The organism is Erysipelatoclostridium sp. MSK.23.31 (assembly GCF_019125875.1).
GTDB classification, from domain to species: Bacteria; Bacillota_I; Bacilli_A; order Erysipelotrichales; family Coprobacillaceae; genus Thomasclavelia; species Thomasclavelia ramosa.
The window spans coordinates 14832-39005 of sequence record NZ_JAHOCB010000023.1 but is presented as its reverse complement, the minus strand read 5'-3'; the positions used below and the strand labels follow the sequence as shown (position 1 = coordinate 39005).

General features: G+C 31.7%; 26 protein-coding genes. 21 read left to right on the top strand and 5 right to left on the bottom strand.

What is annotated here, in order from left to right; genetic code table 11:
* The gene (locus KSU54_RS11265) at nucleotides 1–180 is read left to right on the top strand and encodes a PspC domain-containing protein (RefSeq protein WP_003534847.1); all 180 of its coding nucleotides are present in this window, start codon (nucleotides 1–3) and stop codon (nucleotides 178–180) included.
* Nucleotides 181–438: 258 nt separating this feature from the next.
* Here KSU54_RS11265 and KSU54_RS11260 read toward each other — a convergent pair whose 3' ends face one another.
* The 3 genes from KSU54_RS11260 to pepT form a co-directional block, all read right to left on the bottom strand.
* Nucleotides 439–1737 carry a glycoside hydrolase family 32 protein gene (locus KSU54_RS11260; RefSeq protein ID WP_117792543.1) on the bottom strand — a complete coding sequence of 433 codons (1299 nt, stop codon included), beginning with the start codon at nucleotides 1735–1737 and terminating at the stop codon, nucleotides 439–441.
* 83 nt (nucleotides 1738–1820) lie between these two features.
* Entirely contained in the window at nucleotides 1821–2717 is an 897-nt protein-coding gene (locus KSU54_RS11255) for a diacylglycerol/lipid kinase family protein (RefSeq protein ID WP_003534844.1), read from the bottom strand.
* Nucleotides 2718–2721: 4 nt separating this feature from the next.
* On the bottom strand, nucleotides 2722–3930 hold the full coding sequence (pepT, locus tag KSU54_RS11250) for a peptidase T (RefSeq protein WP_003534841.1): 1209 nt from the start codon (nucleotides 3928–3930) through the stop codon (nucleotides 2722–2724).
* Nucleotides 3931–4096: 166 nt separating this feature from the next.
* On the opposite strand from pepT, the gene KSU54_RS11245 reads away from it, so the two are divergent.
* The 9 genes from KSU54_RS11245 to KSU54_RS11205 all read left to right on the top strand — a co-directional run bounded on the left by KSU54_RS11245 (nucleotide 4097) and on the right by KSU54_RS11205 (nucleotide 13520).
* Nucleotides 4097–4684, top strand: a complete 588-nt coding sequence (locus KSU54_RS11245; RefSeq protein ID WP_003534839.1) for a ribonuclease H1 domain-containing protein — start codon at nucleotides 4097–4099, stop codon at nucleotides 4682–4684.
* Nucleotides 4677–5210: a thermonuclease family protein gene (locus KSU54_RS11240; RefSeq protein WP_003534837.1), complete on the top strand. Its 534-nt coding sequence runs from the start codon at nucleotides 4677–4679 to the stop codon at nucleotides 5208–5210. The genes KSU54_RS11245 and KSU54_RS11240 overlap by 8 nt, the downstream gene beginning before the upstream one ends.
* A 259-nt stretch (nucleotides 5211–5469) precedes the next feature.
* A complete protein-coding gene (locus tag KSU54_RS11235; RefSeq protein ID WP_008792052.1) occupies nucleotides 5470–6387 on the top strand; it encodes an ABC transporter permease in 918 nt (305 codons plus the stop codon).
* An 11-nt stretch (nucleotides 6388–6398) separates the two neighbouring features.
* Complete coding sequence (locus KSU54_RS11230; RefSeq protein ID WP_003534835.1) at nucleotides 6399–7334, top strand: ABC transporter permease; 936 nt, start codon at nucleotides 6399–6401, stop codon at nucleotides 7332–7334.
* A 15-nt stretch (nucleotides 7335–7349) separates the two neighbouring features.
* Nucleotides 7350–8360 carry an ABC transporter ATP-binding protein gene (locus KSU54_RS11225; protein ID WP_003534834.1) on the top strand — a complete coding sequence of 337 codons (1011 nt, stop codon included), beginning with the start codon at nucleotides 7350–7352 and terminating at the stop codon, nucleotides 8358–8360.
* 3 nt (nucleotides 8361–8363) lie between these two features.
* Nucleotides 8364–9338, top strand: a complete 975-nt coding sequence (locus KSU54_RS11220; RefSeq protein WP_003534833.1) for an ABC transporter ATP-binding protein — start codon at nucleotides 8364–8366, stop codon at nucleotides 9336–9338.
* Nucleotides 9339–9355: 17 nt separating this feature from the next.
* Nucleotides 9356–11014: a peptide ABC transporter substrate-binding protein gene (locus tag KSU54_RS11215; RefSeq protein ID WP_117792541.1), complete on the top strand. Its 1659-nt coding sequence runs from the start codon at nucleotides 9356–9358 to the stop codon at nucleotides 11012–11014.
* A 50-nt stretch (nucleotides 11015–11064) separates the two neighbouring features.
* Nucleotides 11065–12297 (top strand): M24 family metallopeptidase, encoded by a 1233-nt coding sequence (locus tag KSU54_RS11210; RefSeq protein ID WP_003534828.1) that lies wholly within the window; start codon nucleotides 11065–11067, stop codon nucleotides 12295–12297.
* Between the two features lie 8 nt (nucleotides 12298–12305).
* Nucleotides 12306–13520 carry a pyridoxal phosphate-dependent aminotransferase gene (locus tag KSU54_RS11205; protein WP_008792049.1) on the top strand — a complete coding sequence of 405 codons (1215 nt, stop codon included), beginning with the start codon at nucleotides 12306–12308 and terminating at the stop codon, nucleotides 13518–13520.
* A gap of 24 nt (nucleotides 13521–13544) precedes the next feature.
* Here the strand turns inward: KSU54_RS11205 and KSU54_RS11200 are convergent, their stop codons facing one another.
* The gene (locus tag KSU54_RS11200; protein ID WP_003534824.1) at nucleotides 13545–13835 is read right to left on the bottom strand and encodes a hypothetical protein; all 291 of its coding nucleotides are present in this window, start codon (nucleotides 13833–13835) and stop codon (nucleotides 13545–13547) included.
* A 122-nt stretch (nucleotides 13836–13957) separates the two neighbouring features.
* Between KSU54_RS11200 and KSU54_RS11195 the strand changes: the two genes are divergently transcribed.
* The 11 genes from KSU54_RS11195 to KSU54_RS11145 all read left to right on the top strand — a co-directional run bounded on the left by KSU54_RS11195 (nucleotide 13958) and on the right by KSU54_RS11145 (nucleotide 22638).
* Nucleotides 13958–14950 (top strand): glycosyltransferase family 2 protein, encoded by a 993-nt coding sequence (locus KSU54_RS11195; RefSeq protein WP_008792048.1) that lies wholly within the window; start codon nucleotides 13958–13960, stop codon nucleotides 14948–14950.
* A gap of 356 nt (nucleotides 14951–15306) precedes the next feature.
* The gene (gene epsC / locus KSU54_RS11190; RefSeq protein ID WP_003534820.1) at nucleotides 15307–15849 is read left to right on the top strand and encodes a serine O-acetyltransferase EpsC; all 543 of its coding nucleotides are present in this window, start codon (nucleotides 15307–15309) and stop codon (nucleotides 15847–15849) included.
* Nucleotides 15821–16423: a phosphatase PAP2 family protein gene (locus KSU54_RS11185; RefSeq protein WP_009008815.1), complete on the top strand. Its 603-nt coding sequence runs from the start codon at nucleotides 15821–15823 to the stop codon at nucleotides 16421–16423. Before epsC ends, KSU54_RS11185 begins: the two co-directional genes overlap by 29 nt.
* Nucleotides 16424–16446: 23 nt before the next feature.
* Nucleotides 16447–16632, top strand: a complete 186-nt coding sequence (locus KSU54_RS11180; protein WP_009008816.1) for a hypothetical protein — start codon at nucleotides 16447–16449, stop codon at nucleotides 16630–16632.
* A 12-nt stretch (nucleotides 16633–16644) separates the two neighbouring features.
* On the top strand, nucleotides 16645–17742 hold the full coding sequence (locus KSU54_RS11175; protein ID WP_008792046.1) for an AI-2E family transporter: 1098 nt from the start codon (nucleotides 16645–16647) through the stop codon (nucleotides 17740–17742).
* Nucleotides 17743–17841: 99 nt separating this feature from the next.
* On the top strand, nucleotides 17842–18450 hold the full coding sequence (locus KSU54_RS11170; protein ID WP_009008817.1) for a hypothetical protein: 609 nt from the start codon (nucleotides 17842–17844) through the stop codon (nucleotides 18448–18450).
* Nucleotides 18443–19093 carry a LytR/AlgR family response regulator transcription factor gene (locus KSU54_RS11165; protein ID WP_003534809.1) on the top strand — a complete coding sequence of 217 codons (651 nt, stop codon included), beginning with the start codon at nucleotides 18443–18445 and terminating at the stop codon, nucleotides 19091–19093. The genes KSU54_RS11170 and KSU54_RS11165 overlap by 8 nt, the downstream gene beginning before the upstream one ends.
* 58 nt (nucleotides 19094–19151) lie before the next feature.
* Nucleotides 19152–20075 carry a MerR family transcriptional regulator gene (locus tag KSU54_RS11160; RefSeq protein ID WP_117792539.1) on the top strand — a complete coding sequence of 308 codons (924 nt, stop codon included), beginning with the start codon at nucleotides 19152–19154 and terminating at the stop codon, nucleotides 20073–20075.
* Nucleotides 20068–21339 (top strand): hypothetical protein, encoded by a 1272-nt coding sequence (locus KSU54_RS11155; RefSeq protein ID WP_117792536.1) that lies wholly within the window; start codon nucleotides 20068–20070, stop codon nucleotides 21337–21339. The genes KSU54_RS11160 and KSU54_RS11155 overlap by 8 nt, the downstream gene beginning before the upstream one ends.
* Complete coding sequence (locus tag KSU54_RS11150) at nucleotides 21320–22078, top strand: ABC transporter ATP-binding protein (protein ID WP_008792041.1); 759 nt, start codon at nucleotides 21320–21322, stop codon at nucleotides 22076–22078. The genes KSU54_RS11155 and KSU54_RS11150 overlap by 20 nt, the downstream gene beginning before the upstream one ends.
* Before the next feature lie 14 nt (nucleotides 22079–22092).
* Nucleotides 22093–22638: a hypothetical protein gene (locus KSU54_RS11145; RefSeq protein ID WP_009299625.1), complete on the top strand. Its 546-nt coding sequence runs from the start codon at nucleotides 22093–22095 to the stop codon at nucleotides 22636–22638.
* A gap of 17 nt (nucleotides 22639–22655) precedes the next feature.
* On the opposite strand, the gene KSU54_RS11140 is transcribed toward KSU54_RS11145, so the two are convergent.
* Complete coding sequence (locus KSU54_RS11140; protein WP_003534800.1) at nucleotides 22656–23915, bottom strand: aminotransferase class I/II-fold pyridoxal phosphate-dependent enzyme; 1260 nt, start codon at nucleotides 23913–23915, stop codon at nucleotides 22656–22658.
* Between the last annotated feature and the right edge of the window lie 259 nt (nucleotides 23916–24174).

The window sequence follows — 24174 nt, the reverse complement described above, 5'->3', positions numbered from 1 at the left end:
ATGAAAAGAATTTATCGATCACGACAAGATCGGATGGTTTGTGGAGTATGTGGTGGAATTGCAGAATACTTTGATCTTGATCCTTCATTGGTAAGATTAGGTTGGATTATTTTCTCTGCTATGGGAGGCAGTGGCTTTATTGCTTATATTATTGCCGCAATAGTAATTCCCAGCAGATAAAGGCAAAAGCGAGTTCTCAAGAGAATTCGCTTTTATTATTTTGGTAAAAAGAATAATTTTTTAATCAAAGTTGTCTTCATAAAATATTGAAATGATTATAATAATATACCTACCTTAAATGACTGATTTTGTTGAATTTGAGGAGTTTTTCTGAAAATTTAATAAATTGGGGTCACAGAAGTATAAAACGGTTTTAAATCAGCAATATTTGCCATAATAAGTTATTTTTAAACTAAAAGAACCTGTTTAAAACAAGTTCTAGTCAGTAAAGATTTCAAAACCAGTATTACTCTTAATCGTATCTGCCATTTCATAGACGATATTTGATAAAACATATTGACCATTATTAATATAAATTTCAATAATATCCTGGTCATAGTAGATGTTTAAATTACAGTGATCGATTTTTGGTGAACGTAGCTCTTTTAATGCCGTATCAGATTTAAACACATTAGAACGATCGATACAAAGACAATCGTCATACTTGATAAGATAACCTCCAATATTTATGAAATCACCTGTTTTTAAATTAGTCACGATCTTGCATGCCTGCGTAGCTTTAAACTCAGTTGCAGGCTTTTTAAAGAGACCATCGACAGATGGATGAATATTCGTAAATATAGCATCATTTTGATATGTGATTACACGTGGATAAGTAATTAATCCAATCCAGTTAGCTTCATCGGCAACAGGCATACGCATCCAGCCTACATAAATTCTTCGTCCGGCTTCGTCAATCGTTGTTTGGGGAGCATAAATATCTAAACCATAGTCAAGATAATTTAGTTCACCAGTAATCTCTAATTGACAGTTTTGATGATCAAAATTAGCTGTTGTAATACGTGCGTGAGATGGATAGCCGCTATCATTAGTCCGTTCTGGAGACATGATCAATATATCCTGATGGGCAACTGTAAAAATATCTGGGCATTCCCACATATCACCGCATTTAATGCCGCGATAATTATTAGCATAATGCCATTCAGTTGCATTTTTAGAAGTATAAAATAATAATTGACCATTATAATCATTGTTATCATCTAAATACTTACTTGCTAAAACCATATAGTAAGTATCTTGGAATTTCCATACTTTTGGATCACGTGTATGAACAGGATGACCGACTTCGCCATCTTTAAATACTGGAATGATCAATTGTTTTTGATTAAGATTATCGAAGTTAAATCCATCATCGCTTATAATCATACTTTGGCTAGAATAAAAATCATAACCTGGGGCAGTTTTATGAATATTTTCGGGATTGACTTTTTGATAAACAACAGACGTATAATATAGATACATTTTTTTATCAACTTCTAATGCTGAACCAGAAAAACAACCATTTGCATCAAAGTCTTTACTAGGGTATAATGCAATTCCCTGGTCAACCCAGTTTACTAGGTCTTTACTAGTAGCATGACCCCAGTGCATTGTTCCCCACTTATTTTCATAAGGAAAATGCTGATAAAATAAATGATAATTATTTTGGTAATAAATAAACCCGATAGGATCATTGATCCAATGTTTAGGGGCTGTTAAATGATATTTTGGGTGCATGTAATTTCCTCCTTGATGTACAGATAGATTATAATATAAATTAAATAATCAAACAATAAAAAAGGAGTCTGTTTAACAAACTCCTATGGTACTAAAATATTGATAGCTTGGCTTATTGCTTCAATTGTCACTGGCAATGGTGACCCCTCTTCACCATCAATATCAATTACAACTTTTTGTTGGCTGTAAATCTCAATTTTTTTTGCTTGAACATAAGAAATAAATGGGCTATTAGCATGTTTTTTCAACAAATAATCTTTTGATAGAGCAACTAAATCAGTAACAGAACATTTTTTTATTACGATTAAATCAAGCATTCCATCTTGAATATCTGCATAAGGGATAATATTTTCAAATCCGCCAACACGATTTGTATTTGTAACCATAAACATTTTTGCTTCTGTTTCTAAAATATTAGCATCATCTAAAACAATTTTTAAATTAATATTAGTATTTAATTGACTAGGAAGATTAGCAATACCGTTTAGATAGTAAGCTAAGGGACCTAATCTTTTTTTATCAGCTTTGCTAACGGTGAATGATACATCACTGAACATTCCCCCGGCAGCCACATTCATAAAATAGCGTTCGTTGATTTTACCTACATCGCAACAGACAGTCTTAAAATTATTGATTAAATTACAAACTCCTTCGATATTGCTAGGTAGGTTCAAATAATTTGCGAAGTCATTGACAGTTCCTGCTGCCAGTATACATAGTGGAATTTTTTTATCGCTGGCAACCATCCCGCTAACTACTTCATTGATCGTTCCATCACCGCCAACTACTGTAATGAAATCATAGTCTTGTTCGTCAGCATTTAGTGCTTTAAAATAAGCATCATCTTTTTTTAAGGTGTAGAAAACATCAATATGATTAATTAATTGACGCAAAGTAAGCTGCCCAATTAATTTATCTAAAGTGTTTTGAATAGTCCGTTGTCCCGAAGACGGATTAATAATGAATAAACAGCGTTTCATAAAACTACTCTTTAATCAGCTCTTTTAAAATTTCAACTGATTGTTTCATCATCGTGAGTGAAACAAATTCAAATGGACCATGGAAATTATCACCGCCGGTGCCGATGTTTGGGCAAGGAAGCCCCATAAATGTTAAGCGAGCACCATCGGTACCACCACGGATAGGACTAGCAAAACCTTGGATTCCAACACTATTCATTGCTTTTTCTAATCTTTCAATTATATAATAATTTTCTTTGATAACTTCTGCCATATTTAAATATGATTCTTTAATATCTAGTTTGATCAATTCATATCCATATTTTTCATCTAAATATTTTTTAATACGTTTAAAATCATTGATTTGTTTTTTGGCTAATGTAAGATCGTGATTTCTAATGATGTATTCTAAAGTAGCTTTTTCACAACCACCTTCTAAATGGTGAAGATGATTGAAACCATCATAACCATCAGTAAAATATGCTTTTTGCTGAGCTGGCAGCATGTTTTCAAATTCAATTGCAACATTGATTGCACTAACCATTTTATCTTTGGCATTTCCTGGGTGGATTGATTTTCCGGTTATTTCAACTTGAGCACTATATGCATTAAAGTTTTCATAATTATATTCTTCAATATCCCCACCATCTAAAGTATAGGCATATTTGGCTCCAAATTTATTAACATCGAAATTATCAGCTCCACGCCCGACTTCTTCATCAGGAGTAAAAGCAATTTTAATATCATTATGTTTGACTTCAGGATGTTCATACAAATAATTTGCTAAATCCATAATGATAGCAACACCAGCTTTATCATCAGCTCCTAATAAAGTAGTACCGTCAGTAGTGATTAAATCATGACCAACCATTTTCTTTAGACTAACAAATTCTTCAGGGTCTAAAGAAAGTCCTAATTCTTTATTGATTTCGATGATAGAACCATCATAATTATTGATTTTTTGAGGTTTAATATTAGTTCCGCTAGCATCTGGAGAAGTATCCATATGAGCAATAAAGCCGATGATATCCCCGGTACCACCATTCCCTTTAATTGTTCCATAAACAATACCGTATTCATCCAAATGTGCATCTGTGATTCCTAATTCCAACATTTCTTTAACTAATTCTTTTCCTAAATCTAGTTGTTTCAGCGTTGAAGGGGTAGTATCTGAGTATTCATCTGATTGTGTATCAATGCTTACATATTTTAAAAATCTTTCTTCAATATCCATATTATTTCTCCTTTAACCTAATACATTAATTATACTCATTATTGATAAATAGACAACTGTTGAGGGCTAAGGAAATTAATTTTTCTTACTTTAGTACCCTTTAAGTTTCTTTACTAAATAGAATTTCTAGTTTAAAATCATTTTATCAATTATTAAAGGAGAAGTTATGGCTAAATATTATGCAGTAAAAAATGGTCGCAAACCAGGAATTTATTCATCTTGGGATGAATGTAAGAAACAAGTTGAGAAATTTAAAGGAGCAATATATAAATCATTTACTTCATTAGAGGATGCAAAAGTATTTATTAAAGAAGAAAAGATAGAATTTGATGGGGGTTTAATTGCTTATGTTGATGGCAGCTACAATATTAAGACACATGAATATGGTTTTGGATGTGTGATTATTGAGGAACAAAAAGTAATCAAAGAAATGTATGGTAAAGGTGCTGATGAAAATTATGCTTCGATGCGTAATGTTGCGGGTGAAATTTTAGGCAGTATTTGTGCAATGGAATTTGCTAAAAACAATGGTTATAAACAAATTTGTATTTATTTTGATTACGAGGGAATTGAAAAATGGGCAAATGGTATGTGGAAAGCAAACAAACCAGGAACACAAGAATATCAGCGTAAAGTAAAAGAGTATCGTCAAGATTTAAAAATTGCATTTGTCAAAGTATTAGCCCATAGTGGTGATTTTTATAATGAAAGAGCTGATGTATTAGCGAAAAAGGCGGTTGGAATTAATGGCTAAGAAGATTAAACTAACAAAAACACAACAAAAGAAATTATTAAGATCATGGCTTGGAATCATAGTTATCTTGGCGGTAATTGGTTACAATTTTTATCAGCAGAACAAATCAATTCCCACAGGCGAACGATTTGAAGTAACTTTAGATAGATGTGTTGATGGTGACACAGCATGGTTCAATGTAGATGGTGAGAGTACAAAAGTTCGTTTTTTATATATTGATACACCTGAATCAACTAAAGAGATAGAGCCGTATGGTAAAGAAGCGAGCGATTATACAAAAACACAATTGACGAATGCTGCGAAAATCGAATTGGAATTAAATGTAGATGGTGATAGTAAAGATAAGTATGGGCGTTTATTAGCATGGGTCTTTGTAGATGGTGAATTACTTCAAGAACAAATTGCTCGTGAAGGTTTAGTTGAAAAGTTCTATGATTACGGATATGACTACACTTATAAAAATGAAATTATTGAGGCAGCAAATAGTGCTAAAAGTATGAGAAAAGGGATTTATTCTGAAAATTAAATTGTATGCGCTTTAATACAAAATTAAATAAATTATTGACTTGATAATAAATTATTGGTATAATTATCGCAGAAATCAATTAAAGTATGGTATTTATAAAAAAATTTTAATACCAACAAATTGTGTATAATCGTATACAATTTGCGGTTTTTGGGCGGAATCCCTAGGGGCTCATGGGGTTAGCGTGTAAAAAAATGTTTGAAATTTGATACATATTAAGGTATCCTAGTAGATATATAGTAAAGGAATAGGTGATTAAATGTTTAGGTATGTTTTAAAGCGGGTGCTCATTGGTATCGTAACACTGTTCTTACTTTCATCAGCAACATTCTTTTTGATGAAGGCAACACCAGGGTCGCCAATTAGTGGTGAAAAATATAAAAATGAAGCGGCACGCGAAATTGCGATTAAAAAGTACAATTTAGATAAGCCAGTATTTGAGCAATATACTCTATACATGAATGATTTGATTCATGGTGATTTAGGGGAAAGTATTGTTCGTCCTGGACGTGATGTAGGTACAACAATCTCACAAAGTTTCCCAGTTACAGCGAGACTAGGTGCAATTGCTTTTGCCTCAGCACTAGTGATTGGAGTTGCACTAGGTACTGCAGCTGCATTATCAAAACGTAAATGGCTTAACAATCTTTGTATGTTTATTGCAACAATCGGGGTATCTGTACCATCATTTTTGATCGGGGTACTTTTAATGATTGTTCTGGGGGTTAAATTGAAGCTGTTCCCATTTGTGGGGCTGACTTCACCGGCTCATTATGTTTTACCAGCCTTGTCATTGGCGTTTTATCCAATTGCCATGGTATGTCGTTTAACTAGAAGTAGTATGCTTGAAGTTATGCGTCAAGATTATATTATCTTAGCGCGGTCAAAAGGAACACCTTATAAAAAGGTCGTTATTAAGCATGCGTTAAAAAATGCATTGATTCCAGTTATTACATATGCAGGTCCTGCGTTTGCCTACATGTTAACAGGAAGTTTCGTTATTGAAACTCTATTCTCAGTACCAGGAATTGGACGAGAAATGGTTTCAAGTATTCAAACTCGTGATTATTCAATGATTATGGGATTAACAATATTCTTAGGATTCTTGGTAATTTCATTTAATATTATTACTGATTTACTATCAGCAGTAGTAGATCCACGAATCAAATTAAAATAGGAGGAAGCAAGATGGAAGAAAATAAGGTAATGAACATCGAACTTACTCCAGAAATGTTTGAGAAGTTAGATGATTCGAAAAAGAATAGCGAAAAAATCGCTTACGAAAGTAAAACATATATTGCAGATGCTTGGAATCGTTTCAAGAAAAATAAATTAGCATTGATTGGGTTATGCTTTTTATTGGTAATGGCAATTGGATGTATCTTTGTGCCAATTTTCTCATCATACACTTATGATGGACAAAATATGGCTAATACTTTCGCTGGTCCATCAATGGATCATATCTTTGGTACTGACCGTTTTGGTCGTGATGTACTGGTTAGGATTATGTACGGTGGGCGGATCTCACTTGCAGTTGGATTCTCAGCCGCAATTATTTCTTTATGTGTTGGGGTTACTTATGGGGCTATCGCTGGATATGCTGGCGGAAAAGTCGATATGATTATGATGCGTATCGTTGATGCCTTATATTCTATCCCAGATATGTTATACTTAATTATGATTACAGTTGTATTGGGTTCAAATTTCCAGTCGATCATAATTGGGATCTGTATTTCCTCATGGATGGGGATGGCTCGACAAGTACGGGCTCAAGTAATGACTTTAAAAGAACAAGAATTCTCATTAGCAGCCTTTGTTTTAGGCGCTAGCAAAAAAAGAATTTTATTAAAACACTTGATTATAAATAGTATGGGACCAATTATTGTTTCATTTACAATGTTAGTTCCAAGTGCAATTTTCTATGAAGCAACATTAGGATTCTTAGGTATCGGTTTATCAGCTCCACAAGCCAGCTGGGGGACTTTAGCTAATGATGCACGGGCGATGATCAGTTCACAGCCATTACAGGTTGTATGGCCAATTTTAGCAATCTGTTTAACTATGTTAGCTTTAAACTTTATTGGTGATGGTTTAGGGGATGCCCTTGACCCTAAGAAGAAGTAGGAGGGGAATTATAGAATGAAGATGTTAGAAGTAAATGACCTTACTACTGAATTTAGTACCGAAAATGGAACAGTTAAAGCTGTTCGTGATGTATCATTTTATGTAGATAAGGGCGAAGTGTTAGGTGTTGTTGGTGAATCTGGTTCAGGTAAATCACAAACAATGTTCTCAATTATGGGATTACTAGCTGGAAATGGTAGTGTAACTAATGGGTCAATTAAAATTGATGGTGAAGAAATAGCACCGACTCATTTTGATAGTCGTAAAAAATATGAAGAAACAATGGATCGAATTCGTGGTAATGATATGGCAATGATCTTCCAAGATCCAATGACTTTCTTAAATCCGACATTAAGAATTGAGACTCAATTAATTGAACCGATTATTAATCATAATCCAAAAATTTCAAAAAAAGAAGCACGTGATAAAGCGATTGATTTAATGCGTAAAGTAGGAATTCCTTCACCAGAAGATCGAATTCGTCAATATCCTCATCAATTCTCTGGTGGGATGCGTCAAAGAATCATCATTGCAATCGCTTTAGCGTGTGATCCAAAAGTAATCATTGCTGATGAACCTACAACAGCGTTAGATGTTACAATCCAGGCGCAAGTATTAGATTTGATTGGAAGTTTAAAAGATGAAATCGATTCAAGTATTATCATGATTACTCATGATTTAGGAGTAGTTGCTAGTATTTGTGATCGTATTGCTATTATGTATGGTGGTAAAATTGTAGAAACTGGAACTACTGATGAAATTTTCTATAATCCACAACATCCATATACAAAAGGATTACTTTCATGTATTGCCAATCCTGAAGATTTAGAGAAAAAAGAATTACATCCGATCCCTGGATCACCACCTGATTTATTAAATATTTCAGAAGGATGTCCATTCCTTGATCGTTGTGAAAACGCAATGAATATTTGTGTTGATCACATGGATGAGTATCGTAATTTTTCAAGTACTCACTGCAGCTCATGCTGGTTAAATAATCCATATTTGAAAAGGAAAGGGGAATAGACAATGAGTGAACCAATTTTAAAAGTAAAAGGACTTAAAGTTCATTTCCCAGTATCTGGTGGATTCTTAGCTAAAAAACAAGTTGTAAAAGCAGTTGATGGAGTGGATTTTGAGATTGCTCCTGGTGAAACTTTTGGCTTAGTTGGAGAATCTGGATGTGGTAAAAGTACTACTGGACGTGCTTTGGTTAAAATTTATGATCCAACAGAAGGGCAAGTCATTTTTGAAGGTGAAGATATTACAAAAATTAAAGGAGCTAAATTAAAAGAGTTCCGTCGTGATATGCAGATGATTTTTCAAGATCCATATGCAAGTTTAAATCCACGAATGACTGTTGGGGAAATTATTCGTGAACCAATGGATATTCATGGGGTTTATGATACAAAAGAAGAACGCGAAAAAAGAGTTCGTGAATTATTAGAGATCGTTGGTTTGAAACCAGATCACATTCGTCGTTATCCTCATGAGTTCTCAGGAGGACAAAGACAAAGAATTGGAATTGCGAGAACCCTTGCATTAAATCCAAAGTTTATTGTATGTGATGAACCGATTTCAGCTTTGGATGTTTCGATTCAAGCACAGGTTATCAATTTACTTGAAAAGATTCAAAATGAAATGGGAATTGCATATTTATTTATCGCCCACGATTTAAGTATGGTTAAACATATTTCTGATCGTATTGGGGTAATGTATTTGGGAAATATGGTTGAAATTGGGGATGCTGATGATATTTATCATGAGCCACTTCATCCATATACTCAAGCGCTGTTATCTTCGGTACCTATTCCGGATCCTAAGGTAGCACGCAACAAAAAACGTATCGTATTGGAAGGTGAGCTTCCAAGTCCGATAAATCCGCCTAGTGGATGCGTCTTCAGGACACGCTGTCCAAAGGCAACTGAGAGATGTGCACAAGAGAAACCAGCTTTAAAAACAGTTGGAAATCGTCAAGTGGCATGTTTCTTATATGAGAAATAGTTGAAAGGGGAAAAAACATGAAAAAACTATTAGCTTATGGTCTTAGCTTCTTAATGGCTCTAACTTGTTTAACAGGTTGTGGTGGCGGAAGTGAAGCCGATTTACGAGTTGCAGTAGGAAAAGACACTGCTGACTTAGATCCTGCAATCGTTGATGATTCAGTAACTGCTAACATTTTAGCGCAAGTTTATCAAGGTTTATATACACTTGATACTGATGGTAATGTAATTACTAATTTAGCAACTGATATGCCTGAAATCAGTGAAGATGGTCTTACTTACACAATTAAGATTTCTGGGGATACTAAATGGAGCGATGGAGAAAAAGTAAAAGCTTCTGACTTCGTATATGCTTGGAAACGTGCGGTAACTACTGGTGGTTACTACACACAATTTATTTGGCAATATATTGATGGTACTTCTCATATGGTAAAGGATAAGAAAACAGGTAAAGAAACTGACACTCCTTATACTACTATGGATGAATTAAAAGACTTTGGAGCAACTGCTTTAGATGATACAACTATTCAAATTAAGTTAAAATCTAAATGTGCTTACTTTACTTCTTTATTAACTAACACTGTATTCTATCCAGTTAGAGAAGATTATTTGAAAGAAAATGCTGAAGATATTACAAAATCTTCTTGGGGTAACAATTCTGATGTTCCTTACAATGGAGCATTCAAAGTAACTTCTGTAAACACTAAAGATGAAGTGTTATTAGAAAAAAATGATGAATATTATGATGCTAAAAATGTTACTTTAAATTCTATTTCTTTTAAAGTAATGTCAGATATGGATGCACAAACTAGTGCGTTTGAAAAAGGTGATTTAGATTTCGCTACTTCTTGTAACATTGATACTATCAATAGCAAGGATGAATTAAAGAAACAATCTTGGAAAATCGATCCTTTTGTATGTAACTACTACGTATTAATCAATGCTGGTGATGAAAATACAAGAGAAGAATTAAAAGATGCTGATATCCGTAATGCAATCGGATTATCAATTAACCGTGCTAATGTTTTAAAAGCATTAGGATATGGTGACAATGCTTATGAATTAAATGGATTAATTCCAAAAGGTATTCCTGGAGCAACTGGTGACTTCCGTGAAGAACAAGATGCTGTAGAAAAATTAGCTACTTATAACTTAGATGAAGCAAAAGCTATCATGACTTCTAAAGGTTATAGTGAAAGTAATATGTTAAAATTAACATATACTTACAATGATAACACTATGCATAAAAACGTTGCTCAAGCAATGCAAGCATCTATGAAAGAAGCTTATATTGATCTTACTTTAAGTGCAACTGAAGGTGAAGCATTCTTTGATGCTCGTGACAAAGGTGATTTCGAAATCTGTCGTCATGCCATGACTGCTGACTTCATCGATCCAATGGCTTATTTATCAATGTATGTTGGTTCAACTACTCCAGGTAACATAGTAGATGATGCTAAATACGAAGAATTAGTAGCTGCTGCTAATGCAATTGATGATAAAACTGAACGTATGAATGCTTTACATGCTGCAGAAAACTATTTAGTTGGTGAACAACATTATGTAATTCCATTATTTGGATATGCTGAACCATACTTAATGTCTTCTAAAGTAACAGGTGTAACTCATTCACCAGAAGGACATTATCAATTAGCTTATGCTAAAGTTGAAAAATAAGAAATAAAATAGGGTACACTTTGTGTACCTTATTTTTCTAGGAGGAAACTATGAAAGAGATTAGATCAGTAAAAGAACAATATCAAATTAAAGATGCTTGTTTGAAAGAACGATTAGAACTTATTTTACCTAAAGTAATGAAAAAATATGATGTTGATATGTGGATCAGTGCTTCTAAAGAATATAATGAAGATCCATTATTTCATGCAATTACACCAGCTAATTATCCAACTGCACGAAGAATTTCATTGTTTGCTTTTGTTAAAGAGGGGGATAATATACATCGTTTTTCTCTCTGTATGCCAAGTGAGGAATTAGCGCCATATTATACAAGTTATTGGACTGATTTTAATAATGAAGATCAAATGGCTTGTTTAAATCGTTTATGCAAAGAATATGATCCACAAACAATTGCAGTCAATGTTTCAAATAATTTTGCTTTTAGTGATGGATTGACACAGGGGTTATATGAAATGATTACAGCAAAAATGGCTCCAGAATATGCTGAACGAATCGTACGTAATGATATGTTGGCAATTAAGCTGATGGAGTTGCGTACTCCATTAGAATTAGAATTACATCCAGAAGTTATGGAGGTTGCTTTTTCTGTGATTGAAGAAGCTTTTAGTTCAAAAAGTATTATTCCAGGGGTTACTACTTGTGAGGACTTACAATGGTTGATGATGCAGCGTGTTAAAGATCTAGGATTAGATTATTGGTTTGAACCAACTGTTGATTTACAACGACCTGGTTTAGATAATCCCCGATATTTTGGTGTAATTGAAAAAGGTGATTTATTACATTGTGATTTTGGAATTAAATATTTGAATATTTGTACGGATACTCAAAGATTGGCTTATATTGCTAAAGATGATGAAGAGAGTATTCCACAGGAATTGCTTGATGGAATGAAGGTTAATGATCGTTTTCAAGACATTGTGGCTGAAAACATGGCTGATGGTAAAAGTGGTAATGATGTTTTGATAGATTCTTTGAAACAAGGTAAAGATGAAGGAATTGAAGCTGTATTATATTCTCATCCATGTAATATTTATGGTCATGGGCCAGGGACAACGATTGGTTTATGGAATAATCAAAAAGCAATTCCTGTTAAAGGTGATGTGTTAATGTCATATGATACAACATATGCACTTGAATTAAATACAAAGAGCAAAGCTTTTGGCCAAGATTATTATTTCTATACTGAAGAAACAGTAGCATTTACTCGAGATGGATTAATTTATTTACATCCGGGACGTAAAAATATTTATTTTATTAAGTAGGTACTAAGATGAAAAATAGAATGAAAAAAGAGTTTTTAGGGTTTGAAGGCGGGCTATTCAGCGAGGTAGAAAAAGCGGATGTTGGTGATAGTTTTGCTAAATTAGCTGAAAATGGAGTAGCATTAATGGGATGGGCCGATCCTTTTATGCCTGACTTTTCAATTCCTGAGCATATTATGGAAAAAACACTTGAAGCAATAAAATCTCCTGTAGCAGCGCATTACACTGCTCCAACGGGAAATATGGAGCTTAGGGCAATGATTTGTCAAAAAGCCAAGAAAATGTATGGAGTAGATTTAAATCCGGCTAGAAACGTAATTATTACGCCTGGAAGTGATAGTGCTTTATTCTTTGCAATGTATCCTTTCTTGGAAAAAGGTGATGAAGTAATCATTCCTTGTCCAAGTTATCCTAATAATATGCAAAATATTACAATGATGCAGGCTACGCCGGTAGTTCTTGAATTAAATGAAGCTGAAGATTATCAAATTAATCACCAAGCATTAGAATCACTAGTTAGTAACAAGACTAAGATGATTGTTTTAACTCATCCTAATAATCCGACTACAACAGTCTATAATCATGAAAGTCTTATGGCAATTAGGGAAGTGGTTTTAAAACATGATTTAGTACTTGTTTGTGATCAGGCTTTTGAAGATTTTACATTTGAAAATGAGTTTATTGCACCGATGGCTTTAGATGGTATGTTTGAACATACAGTTACCGTTTGTTCAATTTCTAAAGGGATGGGATTAAGCGGTTATCGAGTTGGCTATATTATGGCAAGTGATGTAATTATGGATGTGATGTATGGTTGTGCGGTAAGTGTGATTGGGGCAACTAATACTGTTAGTCAAATTGCTGCAATTGAAGCTTTTAAGCATCCTGAATTTATGGATGAATTCAACCGTGCTTACGATATTCGTCGTCATCAAGCTTACAATATTTTAAATACAGTACCTGGGGTTTCAATGGAATTGCCAGCCTCTGGTTTCTTAGCCTGGGTTGATGTTAGCGCTTTAGGCGATAGTAGTGCGATTTGTAAGCGTCTTATTAGTGAAGCTAAAGTGGCGGTTAATGATGGAATTAATTATGGACCCGGTGGAGCAGGACATCTACGTATTGTATTAGGTGTTTATCGTGATGATCAACAAGTTATCGAAGCATTAACTCGGATGGCAGCAACATTAGATGCAATTGCTAAAGAAAAAGGTATAAAATAAAAACATGAATTTGAATTCATGTTTTTATTTTGCTGCTTTTTTTGATTTTTTATTACAGATGTACGCAACTGCAATAGTAATTACAGCAACGATAGGTAGGATCCATAAGAAATTACTATTAATGTATTTATAATCTCCTGACCATACCGAAGTCCATTCACCGATTTTTTTAATTAGAATAGCAATAGCATAAGAAGTTGTAACAACTTGTACGGCACCAACTAATAATTTAGTCCATTTAGGAAAGACTTCAGTGAATAAAATTAAAGAAATAATACATACTGCACTAATAAAACAATTTATTACGAAATACATAGCAATTCTCCTTTAACGTATACTTAAATAAAATACCATAAAATCGTCCCAAATGCAATATCAACTATATATTATGCCATAAATATGCTAAGATATAACTAAGAATATAAATGGAGGCTATTATGAAGTTATTAACTATCTGTATTCCTTGTTACAACGCAATCGAGTATATGCACAAAGCATTGGGTTCCTGTTTATTATTAAAAGATGAACTAGAAGTTATTATTATTGATAAAAATTCAACTGATGAAACTTATGAAGTAGCAATGGAATATCAAAATGAATACCCTGATACTTTTAAAGTTATTAAAAATACTGAAAATATCGATGATATTAAATGTGCTTATCAGTATACCACCGGATTATATTTTAAACTCTTGAATAGTTATGACTGGTTTGATCAGGCATCTTTAGTACGGGTCATTGAAACATTAAAAGATATTATTCGAGTACAAGCAAATCTGGATGTTTTAGTAACCGATTATTTTTGTTGTTATGGAAAAAGACCACGCAAAGTAAGCTATCGTTCGCTTTTGCCAAGTGATAAAATTTTTGGCTGGCATGAAATAAAACATTTCAAAAAACAGCAATATTTATTAACACCGGCATTAATTATAAAAACTAAGATTATTAAAGAAGTGATTGATAATTTTCCTCTAAATGCAACTTTTTATATGGAGATGTTTGCCTACGCTCCTCTTCCATATATTAGATCATTTTGCTATATCGACATGCCTTTATACTGTTTTGGCCGTAATCCATTTGAAAATGTTATTAATAACGATATTTTTATTCCTGCATTATTAGATACAGCACGTGAATATATTGATTATTATGATATTTATACACTGCGCTCTCGTAAGCAACGTCATTATATGATCAAGTATCTATCAATGATTACTTTGATAACTTGTGCTCTTTTATCTCATGATGGTTCACCTGAGAGTATTCAAGATAAAGATGATTTGTGGAGTTATTTAAAATATACCAAGCCTAAATTATACAAGGAACTTCGAAAAACTACATATGGACGCTTATTCTCGATTGAAGGTCGTTTATCTAAAAATATTATTGATAAAGCTTATAATGTTATTTTAAAACTATATGGAATTTAAAAACTGCTTAATAGCAGTTTTTTATTTGAATAGTGTATAATTGTATACAAATTTATGATTTTCACTTTATAGTTTATGAATATACTAAAAAATAATAAAAAAATTAGTTTTTTTCAATATTTATATTGACATTTTTCTTATAGAAGCTATAATCTATTTATAAATCAATTAATGATTTATGTAGGGGAAGAAAGATACACACTATAATAGTATCTAATAACGTTTAAACAGAACTCATGGGGGATGAGTTCTGTTTAATTTTTGCCTAGAAAAAAAATAAAAAATTTCATAAATATAATATATATTAGTTGCATTATTGATGATTTATCGATATATTAACTAGAAGGAGTGAGAGTATGGAAAATAGGAGTTTAATAAAAAAAGTACTAGAGACGGATCCGGCTGCGAGATATGCCTTAAATGTGATTATTAATTATCCTGGGGTACATGCAATGTTTTGTTATCGGATCAATAGTTTTTTGTGGAAGAAATTACATCTAAAATTTTTAGCACGGATGTTTAGCCAAATTGCAAGATTTTTTACGGGAATCGAAATTCATCCTGGGGCAACTATTGGAAAGCGTTTATTTATTGATCATGGTATGGGGGTAGTTATTGGTGAAACAACGATCATAGGTGATGATTGTGTTTTATATCAAGGTGTTACTTTAGGTGGAGTTGGAACTGGTGAACACAAAGTAAAGCGCCATCCAACGTTATTGAATAATGTCATGGTTTCAGCAGGAGCAAAGGTTATTGGTGATGTTACGATTGGTAATAATAGTATTATTGGAGCTCAAACAGTTGTGTTAAAGGATGTCCCTGATAATTGTACAGTTGTTGGGGTACCAGCATTTATAGTTAAAGAAAATGGCGTTAAAGTTAAAAAAGAATTATAAACAGTGGTTTTTTTTAATCCCATTAGCTTTGTTTATCCTTGATTATTTTCTAATTATGACTGGAATAATTAAACCAATCGATAATTTTGTTTATCAATTGCTGCAAATACTGATTAATGAAAGAGTAACACCAATTGTAATTATGGTAACTCATCTAGGAAGTTTTATCGGGATTATTGGAGCAATCTGTGTTGCATTTATAATCAGTAAAAGAATTGCTCTAGTTTGCTTAGCAGCGTCATTTATCCAGCAGCTGCTTAATCGAATTATAAAGTTTATTGTTAAGCGGCCTCGACCAAGTGTTGTGCATTTAGTCAACGAAACTAATTATAGTTTTCCTAGTGGACATGCAATGGCAATAACTTGTCTATATGGATTATTTATTTATTATTTGTATCATAGTAAGTTGAAATATCGCAAGTTGTTGATCAGCGGATGTATAATAATTATATTATTTGTGACATTAAGTCGTATATATTTGGGAGTCCATTATTTTAGTGATGTATTTGGCGGTGTAATGCTTTCTTTAAGTTTGATCATGTATATGAGTAATATTCCCTCTTTTAATGCATAAACTGCATTGAGGAGGGTTTTATTTTGGAAAAATTAAGTGAATACGGTCTAACTTTAGTTGTTATTAATGATGATTTCCATTTATATGATCTAGTTAGTAAAGAGGTTTATGAAGTAATGACGTTGTCGTATATAGAGCAACTTTTGGATAAGTGGAATAAAAAGGGAAAATGCCTGCATAATTATGGTATAATTAGGATAACTATCTAAGGAGAATTATAAATGCAAAAAGATAAATTAAAACAATATAGTGGACTGTTAATAATCGGAATTTTGTTAATAGTTGTTTATAAGGTATTTGAACCATCATGGTTTTCGGTATTATTAAATGCGTGCTTCCCGATTATTATAGGTGGGGTACTAGCCTATTTTTTAGAGCCGTTAGTACAGATGGTGACTAAACTGTTTGAAAACTGTCAAAGCTCATTTTTGAAAAAGCATAGACGTGTATTAAGTGTTTTATTAGTGAGCTTGGCAGTAATTTTAATGATTATTTTGTTATTGACCTGGTTAATTCCTATGGTTATGGATTATGCAGTAGAATTTGCTAAAAATATTGATACATATGTTAAGAGTTTTGAAGCATCGATAAATAGTTCTTTTGAAGATCCTAATTTAGCTGGAACGATTATCCAGGTGGAGCAGACTTTTGTTGATTCTATCAAAAGTCTTAGCGCAAATGATTTTATGGAAGTAATTGCTTTTGCAGGTAAAACGGGGAGTACGTTATTAACTATTTTGATGGGCTTGATCTTTTGTCCATATATTTTGATTGAAGCAGAAAAACTTGCACGTATTTTTGATCGTTTTATGCTTTGTTTTATTAGTCAAGAAAATTTGAATTTAATTCATGGTTATGCGATTAAATCACATCGTATTTTTGGTAATTTTATTTATGGGAAATTCATTGATTCAGTCATTATTGGATTGATTGCACTAGTCGGATTTGGACTGATGGGCTTACCGTTTTTCCCATTATTAGCTTTTGTTGTTTTTATTACCAACATGATTCCTTATTTTGGACCATTCATAGGTGGGGTGCCCGTAGTTTTTATCGTATTATTAACAAATGGGATAATGCCAGCAATCTGGACTGCTCTTTTCATTTTTGCGTTACAGCAGTTTGATGGCTTGATTTTAGGACCGCGCATTTTAGGCGATAGTGTAGGAATATCACCATTTTGGATTATTTGCTCAATTACCATATTTGGGAGTCTCTTTGGATTCTTGGGAATGTTTTTAGGAGTTCCGTTAATTTGTGTAATTCGGATGTTCTTTAATGATTTCCTAGAATATCGAAAAAATCGTATTAAAGATTAATGAGCAGAATCATTAATCTTTTTTTGTGCCAGTAAATCTCAATACGTGCCATAAGTATATCATTTTAATAATAATTAGATAAAATAAAATTAGGAGGAGATGGACGTGAAAAAATATGTAATCGGAAAACCACGAAGGATTTTAGCTATTGTCAATATGTTGATATGGGTACCATTTGCGACAATGTTGATTGTATTTGAAGTTCAATACCATGCTTCAATCGTCAATGGAATTTTTTTAGGCCTTGTTATTTTAATTATTAATTTTTTTATTGCTGGTCCAATAATTTATAGCTCTGGAATGTGGTGGAGTATCGATGAAGAGGTATTTAAATATAGTTCGTTTAGAAAATTTACAGCTAGAATCAAAGCTTTTTATCTTCCTAAACAGCAAAATAGCTATTTCCTTGCTTTAAAAGTTCAACAGATGGATAGGATTGATTTAGGTTGGCATGATGTTCCAATATTTCCTTTTGGTTTAATTGGGCATCCTATAACTTTTACAATTACAATGAAAGATGGTACTACTGTAGAACTAGAAGCACTCTATACAAAAGAATCACAAAAGTTTGTAATGGCTTGTAAACATATTGAGTCTCTTGGAATAATGCTTAATGATCCATATAATTTATTAGAAGTTATTGCTAATCCTAAACGTATGGTATCTCAATATATCGATGAAATTGAAAGCGGGGTTCATCATGATTAGGATCGCAATGGCAATAAAAAATCAAGATATCAAAAATATCTTAAAAATAGAACTGCTTAAGTTATGTGATGATCTACAAATCATGGATTACCAAGAAGCAGTTAATTATGATGTTTATATGATGGAAATTAAAAATATTGCTGAAATTGAAAATTTAAAGAGGATTCGTTTAGAGGATTATCAGCAAATCATCGTATTGATTGGTTTAGAAGATTTAGAGCTAATAAAAAAAGGTTATGAGTTAGAAGCCTTTAATTATATTCGAACCAATAAATTTATAGAAGATATTGATAATCTCATGAGTCAGCTTGGTGATGTCATGGTAAAAAGATTTAAAACTTATCAAATTCAAAATAGCGGAACTATTTCTAAAGTAAGAATAAGTTCAATTAATTATGTTGAATCCTTTAGACATTACATTCATATTCATGCTAATAGTGGTGAATATATTGAAAGAAAAAATATAAGCGAGTTTGTCTGCCAAATGAAAAATGAAAATTTTATTCAAATCCATAAATCTTATGCTGTTAATCTTCATGCTGTTATTAAAATCGCTGCAAATTGCGTAGAACTGGTAGATGGTTCCATATTGCCAATTGGAAATAGTTTTAAAAAGCAATTAATTGAGTTGTTTGATAAATAATCCTTGACTGTATTCTTAGTATATAGTGTTAAATGTTAGGTAGAAGGGAGGTTTTATTATGACAACACACGAGGTTGAAGTGATTTTTGGCATAACTAAACAAACACTAATTTATTATGAAAAAGAAGGCTTAGTTGTTTGTCAAAGAGATGCAAATAATTATCGGAATTATTCATCTAAAGATCTTGATACATTAAAAATGGTCTTACTATTACGTTCAATGGAAATATCCATTGATGAGATAAAACTAATAATGAATAGTGAACTTTCAATTAGATATGTACTTGAAAGAAAACAGGAGTATATTGAACAATTACAAATTGAGTTAAAAGATATTGATGAAAAAATTAAAGCATATATACAACGGCATAAAGTAGAGGTTATTTTTGATAATTCTATAAATCATGAATACGAGGGTCTGTTGATTAATCAAAATGAATTTTGTTTTAATGAAGTGAAAATTAATTGTAATGACATTATGCAGATTGATTTATCGATGTGTAGTTCAAAGGGGTGTGATGGTAAGGCATATTTCTTTTTGAATTATTATGTTGATCTTGATATTCATACTACTAGTGATACGTATTCTTTTCAAATAATGAATAATAGTCAGATAAATAATCTATTTAATTATATAGTTTCATTATCTGTTCCGATCAATGATCCATTAGGTCTTATTAGAATTTATCGAGATAGAAATGATCCAGTAATGTTAAATAAATATTTAAATAAACATTTTAGCAGTTGGTCCCAAGAATATAATTTAGATAATCCTCGTGAGAATTATATTTCAATTATGAAAGAGAGTTATATTTATCCATTAAAAGAATTAAAGGATAATGAGCATAGTATTGATAAACTTGTAAATGAACAATTTAAAGCTTTAAAAACACCATATACTGAGATATTCAAAAGAGCTAGCAAAAGTATTAATAAGTGTTTTGCAAAGTTAATAAAAAGAGGAGATTGTAACGATGATTAAAATGGCATTGCACTTATTAAAGTTAGAAAAAAAGAGTGCTGTTGATTTATGTATTTGTATAGCTTCAACAGTAACTGTTTGTTTATTATTTATGGAAATTCTAAAATCACCAGAGATTAGTGGTAATTTAGATTTTTTAAATATTCAATTTTTATATAATGCGTTATTAACGTTTTTTATGATCTTTATGTGTGTCGTTTTAATGGTATATTCAAGCAATTATTTTATTAGACTTAAATCTAGAGAAATAGGGTTAACTGTCTTATCAGGGCTAAGCTTTTTTAAACGAACTATATACAGTTTGGTTCAAGTATTATGTATTGTCCTTTTTTCTTCAATGATTGGAATTATAGTTTTTTTGGGAATAAGTCCAATTGTTAAAATGGTGATATACGAAATTTTAAGTGTTGATGCAAATATTTTTGTCCTTAGTTTTGATGCTTTGATGCAGGGATTAGCAGTAATTTTAGCGATGATATTGGTAATTATGTTATTTAATAGTGGTTTTATTATGCGTACTGGAATAACAGAATTACTTGAAAATCATAATATAATTAGTTATAAAAAAGATACTCGTGCAATAAAACCGCCGGATGGGATTTATCCTCTTATTTATATATTTGGCTTAATATGTATGTATACTGGAAATAATCAAGTTGGTGGATATATCTTATTTTCATTTTTTGGGGCAGTCGGTGCCTATGGAGTGTTTCGGCATTATTTACCACATCACTATAATAGAAATGCTTTAAAGTACTGCAAAACGGCAAAAGACCTATTAATTAAAGAAGATGTAAGTTTGATTATGCAACAGTCAAAATCTTTTATTTTAATCTTAATGGTAGCAATGATCGGAATCGTGCCATTCATTTGTGGGACTACTGATAATAGTTTGTTCAATTTTGAGATGCATCTTGCATTTGTTATTACCAATATATTATTGAGTTTGACGCTTATAAATCGTTTTAAAATTGATCATATACAAAGAAGAGAACACTTTCATGCCATCTATCAACTTGGCTTTGCAAGAGCAGAAATTGATTTTGTTTATATGCAGGAAATAAAATATTATTTTCGTCATCTTTGGATATTGTCAATAATTTATATTTTTAATATTTTTATTGTCTTTTATTTTAATCAGGGAATGGGAATAATGACAACTTTTATTATTATGGCTGAATATCTAATTCCTTATATGTTAGCAGAAATGATTATTCTATATGAAAGAAAGGAGGAAATTAAAAATGACAAATATTATGCTTGAAGTTAAAAATTTAAAGAAAATATATGATGAACTAGGTCCTTCACCAAAAATTGCTTTAGATGATCTTAGTTTTGAAATTAAAAATAATGAATTTGTTTGTATTATGGGGCCTTCTGGTTCTGGAAAAACGACCTTAGTAAATATTTTATCAACAATTGATAAAGCAACTTCAGGAATTGTTAATATTTCAGGTGCAAGTATTGTTGGGATGAGTGGGGCAGCAAAGGCAAAATTTAGAAAGAAAAAGTTAGGTTTTATTTTTCAAAATTATAATTTACTTTATTCTTTAACGATTCGTGAAAATATTCTTTTTCCGTTAATTATAAATAGTATCGGTGAAAAAGAATGGCAGGAAAATTTAGAGCAGGTTACACAGATTTTAGGTATTAAGGACATACTCGATAAACATGTATATGAGTGCTCTGGTGGGCAACAGCAGCGAGCGGCAATTGCAAGAGCCCTAATTAGTAAACCTGAAATAATTATTGCTGATGAACCAACTGGTAATCTTGATAGTAATAATTCTAGAGAATTGATGGAATTATTTTCGAAAATCAACCATGATTCTCAAACAACAATTATTATGGTGACTCACGATGCATTTGTTGCATCGTATTCAACTAAAATGTTATATATGAAAGATGGTAAGATCGATAAAATTTTAAATCGACATGGTCTAACACGAGATGAATATTTTAATGAGATTGTTAAAGTTAATGCAATATTATCTAATAATTGAAAGGAATGATTGAAATGATGAGGATCAAGCTTTATTTAGGAAGTCAGGAACTAGAGAAGTATTTAAATAAAAAAGTACAGCATAATTATATTTTGGAAACTATTATTCCTTTTGGTCTTTTTCAACCTTTAAGATTAGATGTATTAAAATTTAAAAAGAAAAAGGATTTGCAACGTATCTATATTGTTGATTCCAATGACTTAGTATTAATCAAACGTAAATATCAAAATTTGGGATGGCAGTATTTTGAAAATAATTACGCTAATGATGAATTTAATAATGATGCAATCTTCTATTATGATAGTATTGATGAAAAAGAATTGATGAAGATGAATATTAAAGAGTCATGTCATCAAAATGATGTATCAGCGAGTCTAGTAAAAGGTTTATTTTTCGGTACAGTATTTTTAATTTTTTCAGTTATTTGTCCAAATCTAATGATTCATGTAAATAATAATGGTTTAGATTTTATTTTAGGGAATTTATATATTATTACTGCTCTCACATTAATAGTGATGGCTGTAATTGGAAAATTAAGAAATAAAAAGCGAAAGGAATAAGTTTCCTTTCGCTAAGTTTATTTTAATAGTTTTTCTAAACAAGCTAATTGCACACAGATACATAGTAGTTCAGCGGCTTTTGATAATTCATCAACTGAAGGATATGATGGAGCAATTCTAATGTTAGTATCTTGTGGGTCGATTCCATATGGGTAAGTTGCTCCGATAGTTGTTAAAACGACACCAGCATCTTTACATAATTCCCCAATTCGTTTAGCACATCCAGGCATTACATCGAGACTGATAAAATATCCGCCATTTGGTTCAATCCATGAAGCAATTCCTTTACCGCCTAATTCATTATTTAAGTGTTCGATTACACAATCAAATTTAGGTTTTAATAAAACTGCTTGTTTTTTCATATGAGCTTTTAAACCAGCAACATCTTTAAAAAAGTTCAAATGCCTTAATTGATTCATTTTATCTTGCGAGATAGATTGAATCGTTAATCTTTTTTTTATGTCCACAATATTATTTTCACTGGCAACAATACATGATACACCCGCTCCAGCAAAACTGATTTTTGATGTTGAAGCGACCATGATGACCATATCTTCATGCTGATATTTAGGCAATTCGTTAAATATATTTAAAAGGGTATCGCCATGCTCATTCAAATCATGAACACAGTAAGCATTATCATATATAATTCTAAAATCTTTTGCTGCTGGTGTTAAACTGGCAATTGCTTTAATAATATCATCACTATATGTGATTCCTTGAGGATTAGAATATTTAGGAACACAGAACATTCCCTTAACACTTTCATCTTGAAGATGTTTTTTTATTGTCTCAATATCAGGACCATCACTATTCATCGGAATATTGATCATCTCAATTCCGAAATGTTCACAAAAAGCAAAGTGACGGTCATATCCAGGAACTGGACATAAAAATTTTACTTTATCTAACTTTGACCATGGAGTATTTCCCATGACACCAAATAACATAGCTTGACTAAGATAATCATACATCAATGTTAGACTAGACGTTCCACCTACAATAACATTTTTCTCATTTACATCTAATAATTCACCAAAGAATCTTCGCATTGCTGGTAAACCTTCAAGGCCACCATAATTACGGCAATCAATGCCATCAATCATATAATCTTCTTGTTTTAATAAACCGAGTGATAAATCTAATTGTTCACTAGCTGGTTTACCGCGTGACATATCTAATTTTAAATCTCTTGCTTTGAAATCAAGATATCTTTTTTCTAATTCTTTTTTTAATTCACATAACTCATTATTGTTCATTTGTGAAAATGCTTTCATTGGCTTTTCCCCCTGTAATCAGCTTGTATATTTAAGACCGTATGTATTGTACCATTATATGTTAATTTTTCAAGATTATTTGCTTAAATTTATCAACATTTATATCTATTTAGTAAAACGAGTAAAATAATGTATTTTACGAAAAACAATCTATTAATTTTATGAATAAGGGAGTTGTTCTTTTTTAGTTAAAACTATTGACTTATAGTTGACTCTAAGTATTAGGATGTATTTATCAAAGATATTGGAGGAAGAGAAA

Coding starts and splice junctions, on each gene's coding strand:
- KSU54_RS11265 (WP_003534847.1), top strand. CDS start 1: ATGAAAAGAATTTATCGATCACGACAAGATCGGATGGTTTGTGGAGTA.
- KSU54_RS11260 (WP_117792543.1), bottom strand. CDS start 1,737: ATGCACCCAAAATATCATTTAACAGCCCCTAAACATTGGATCAATGAT.
- KSU54_RS11255 (WP_003534844.1), bottom strand. CDS start 2,717: ATGAAACGCTGTTTATTCATTATTAATCCGTCTTCGGGACAACGGACT.
- pepT (WP_003534841.1), bottom strand. CDS start 3,930: ATGGATATTGAAGAAAGATTTTTAAAATATGTAAGCATTGATACACAA.
- KSU54_RS11245 (WP_003534839.1), top strand. CDS start 4,097: ATGGCTAAATATTATGCAGTAAAAAATGGTCGCAAACCAGGAATTTAT.
- KSU54_RS11240 (WP_003534837.1), top strand. CDS start 4,677: ATGGCTAAGAAGATTAAACTAACAAAAACACAACAAAAGAAATTATTA.
- KSU54_RS11235 (WP_008792052.1), top strand. CDS start 5,470: ATGTTTAGGTATGTTTTAAAGCGGGTGCTCATTGGTATCGTAACACTG.
- KSU54_RS11230 (WP_003534835.1), top strand. CDS start 6,399: ATGGAAGAAAATAAGGTAATGAACATCGAACTTACTCCAGAAATGTTT.
- KSU54_RS11225 (WP_003534834.1), top strand. CDS start 7,350: ATGAAGATGTTAGAAGTAAATGACCTTACTACTGAATTTAGTACCGAA.
- KSU54_RS11220 (WP_003534833.1), top strand. CDS start 8,364: ATGAGTGAACCAATTTTAAAAGTAAAAGGACTTAAAGTTCATTTCCCA.
- KSU54_RS11215 (WP_117792541.1), top strand. CDS start 9,356: ATGAAAAAACTATTAGCTTATGGTCTTAGCTTCTTAATGGCTCTAACT.
- KSU54_RS11210 (WP_003534828.1), top strand. CDS start 11,065: ATGAAAGAGATTAGATCAGTAAAAGAACAATATCAAATTAAAGATGCT.
- KSU54_RS11205 (WP_008792049.1), top strand. CDS start 12,306: ATGAAAAATAGAATGAAAAAAGAGTTTTTAGGGTTTGAAGGCGGGCTA.
- KSU54_RS11200 (WP_003534824.1), bottom strand. CDS start 13,835: ATGTATTTCGTAATAAATTGTTTTATTAGTGCAGTATGTATTATTTCT.
- KSU54_RS11195 (WP_008792048.1), top strand. CDS start 13,958: ATGAAGTTATTAACTATCTGTATTCCTTGTTACAACGCAATCGAGTAT.
- epsC (WP_003534820.1), top strand. CDS start 15,307: ATGGAAAATAGGAGTTTAATAAAAAAAGTACTAGAGACGGATCCGGCT.
- KSU54_RS11185 (WP_009008815.1), top strand. CDS start 15,821: ATGGCGTTAAAGTTAAAAAAGAATTATAAACAGTGGTTTTTTTTAATC.
- KSU54_RS11175 (WP_008792046.1), top strand. CDS start 16,645: ATGCAAAAAGATAAATTAAAACAATATAGTGGACTGTTAATAATCGGA.
- KSU54_RS11170 (WP_009008817.1), top strand. CDS start 17,842: ATGGACGTGAAAAAATATGTAATCGGAAAACCACGAAGGATTTTAGCT.
- KSU54_RS11165 (WP_003534809.1), top strand. CDS start 18,443: ATGATTAGGATCGCAATGGCAATAAAAAATCAAGATATCAAAAATATC.
- KSU54_RS11160 (WP_117792539.1), top strand. CDS start 19,152: ATGACAACACACGAGGTTGAAGTGATTTTTGGCATAACTAAACAAACA.
- KSU54_RS11155 (WP_117792536.1), top strand. CDS start 20,068: ATGATTAAAATGGCATTGCACTTATTAAAGTTAGAAAAAAAGAGTGCT.
- KSU54_RS11150 (WP_008792041.1), top strand. CDS start 21,320: ATGACAAATATTATGCTTGAAGTTAAAAATTTAAAGAAAATATATGAT.
- KSU54_RS11145 (WP_009299625.1), top strand. CDS start 22,093: ATGATGAGGATCAAGCTTTATTTAGGAAGTCAGGAACTAGAGAAGTAT.
- KSU54_RS11140 (WP_003534800.1), bottom strand. CDS start 23,915: ATGAAAGCATTTTCACAAATGAACAATAATGAGTTATGTGAATTAAAA.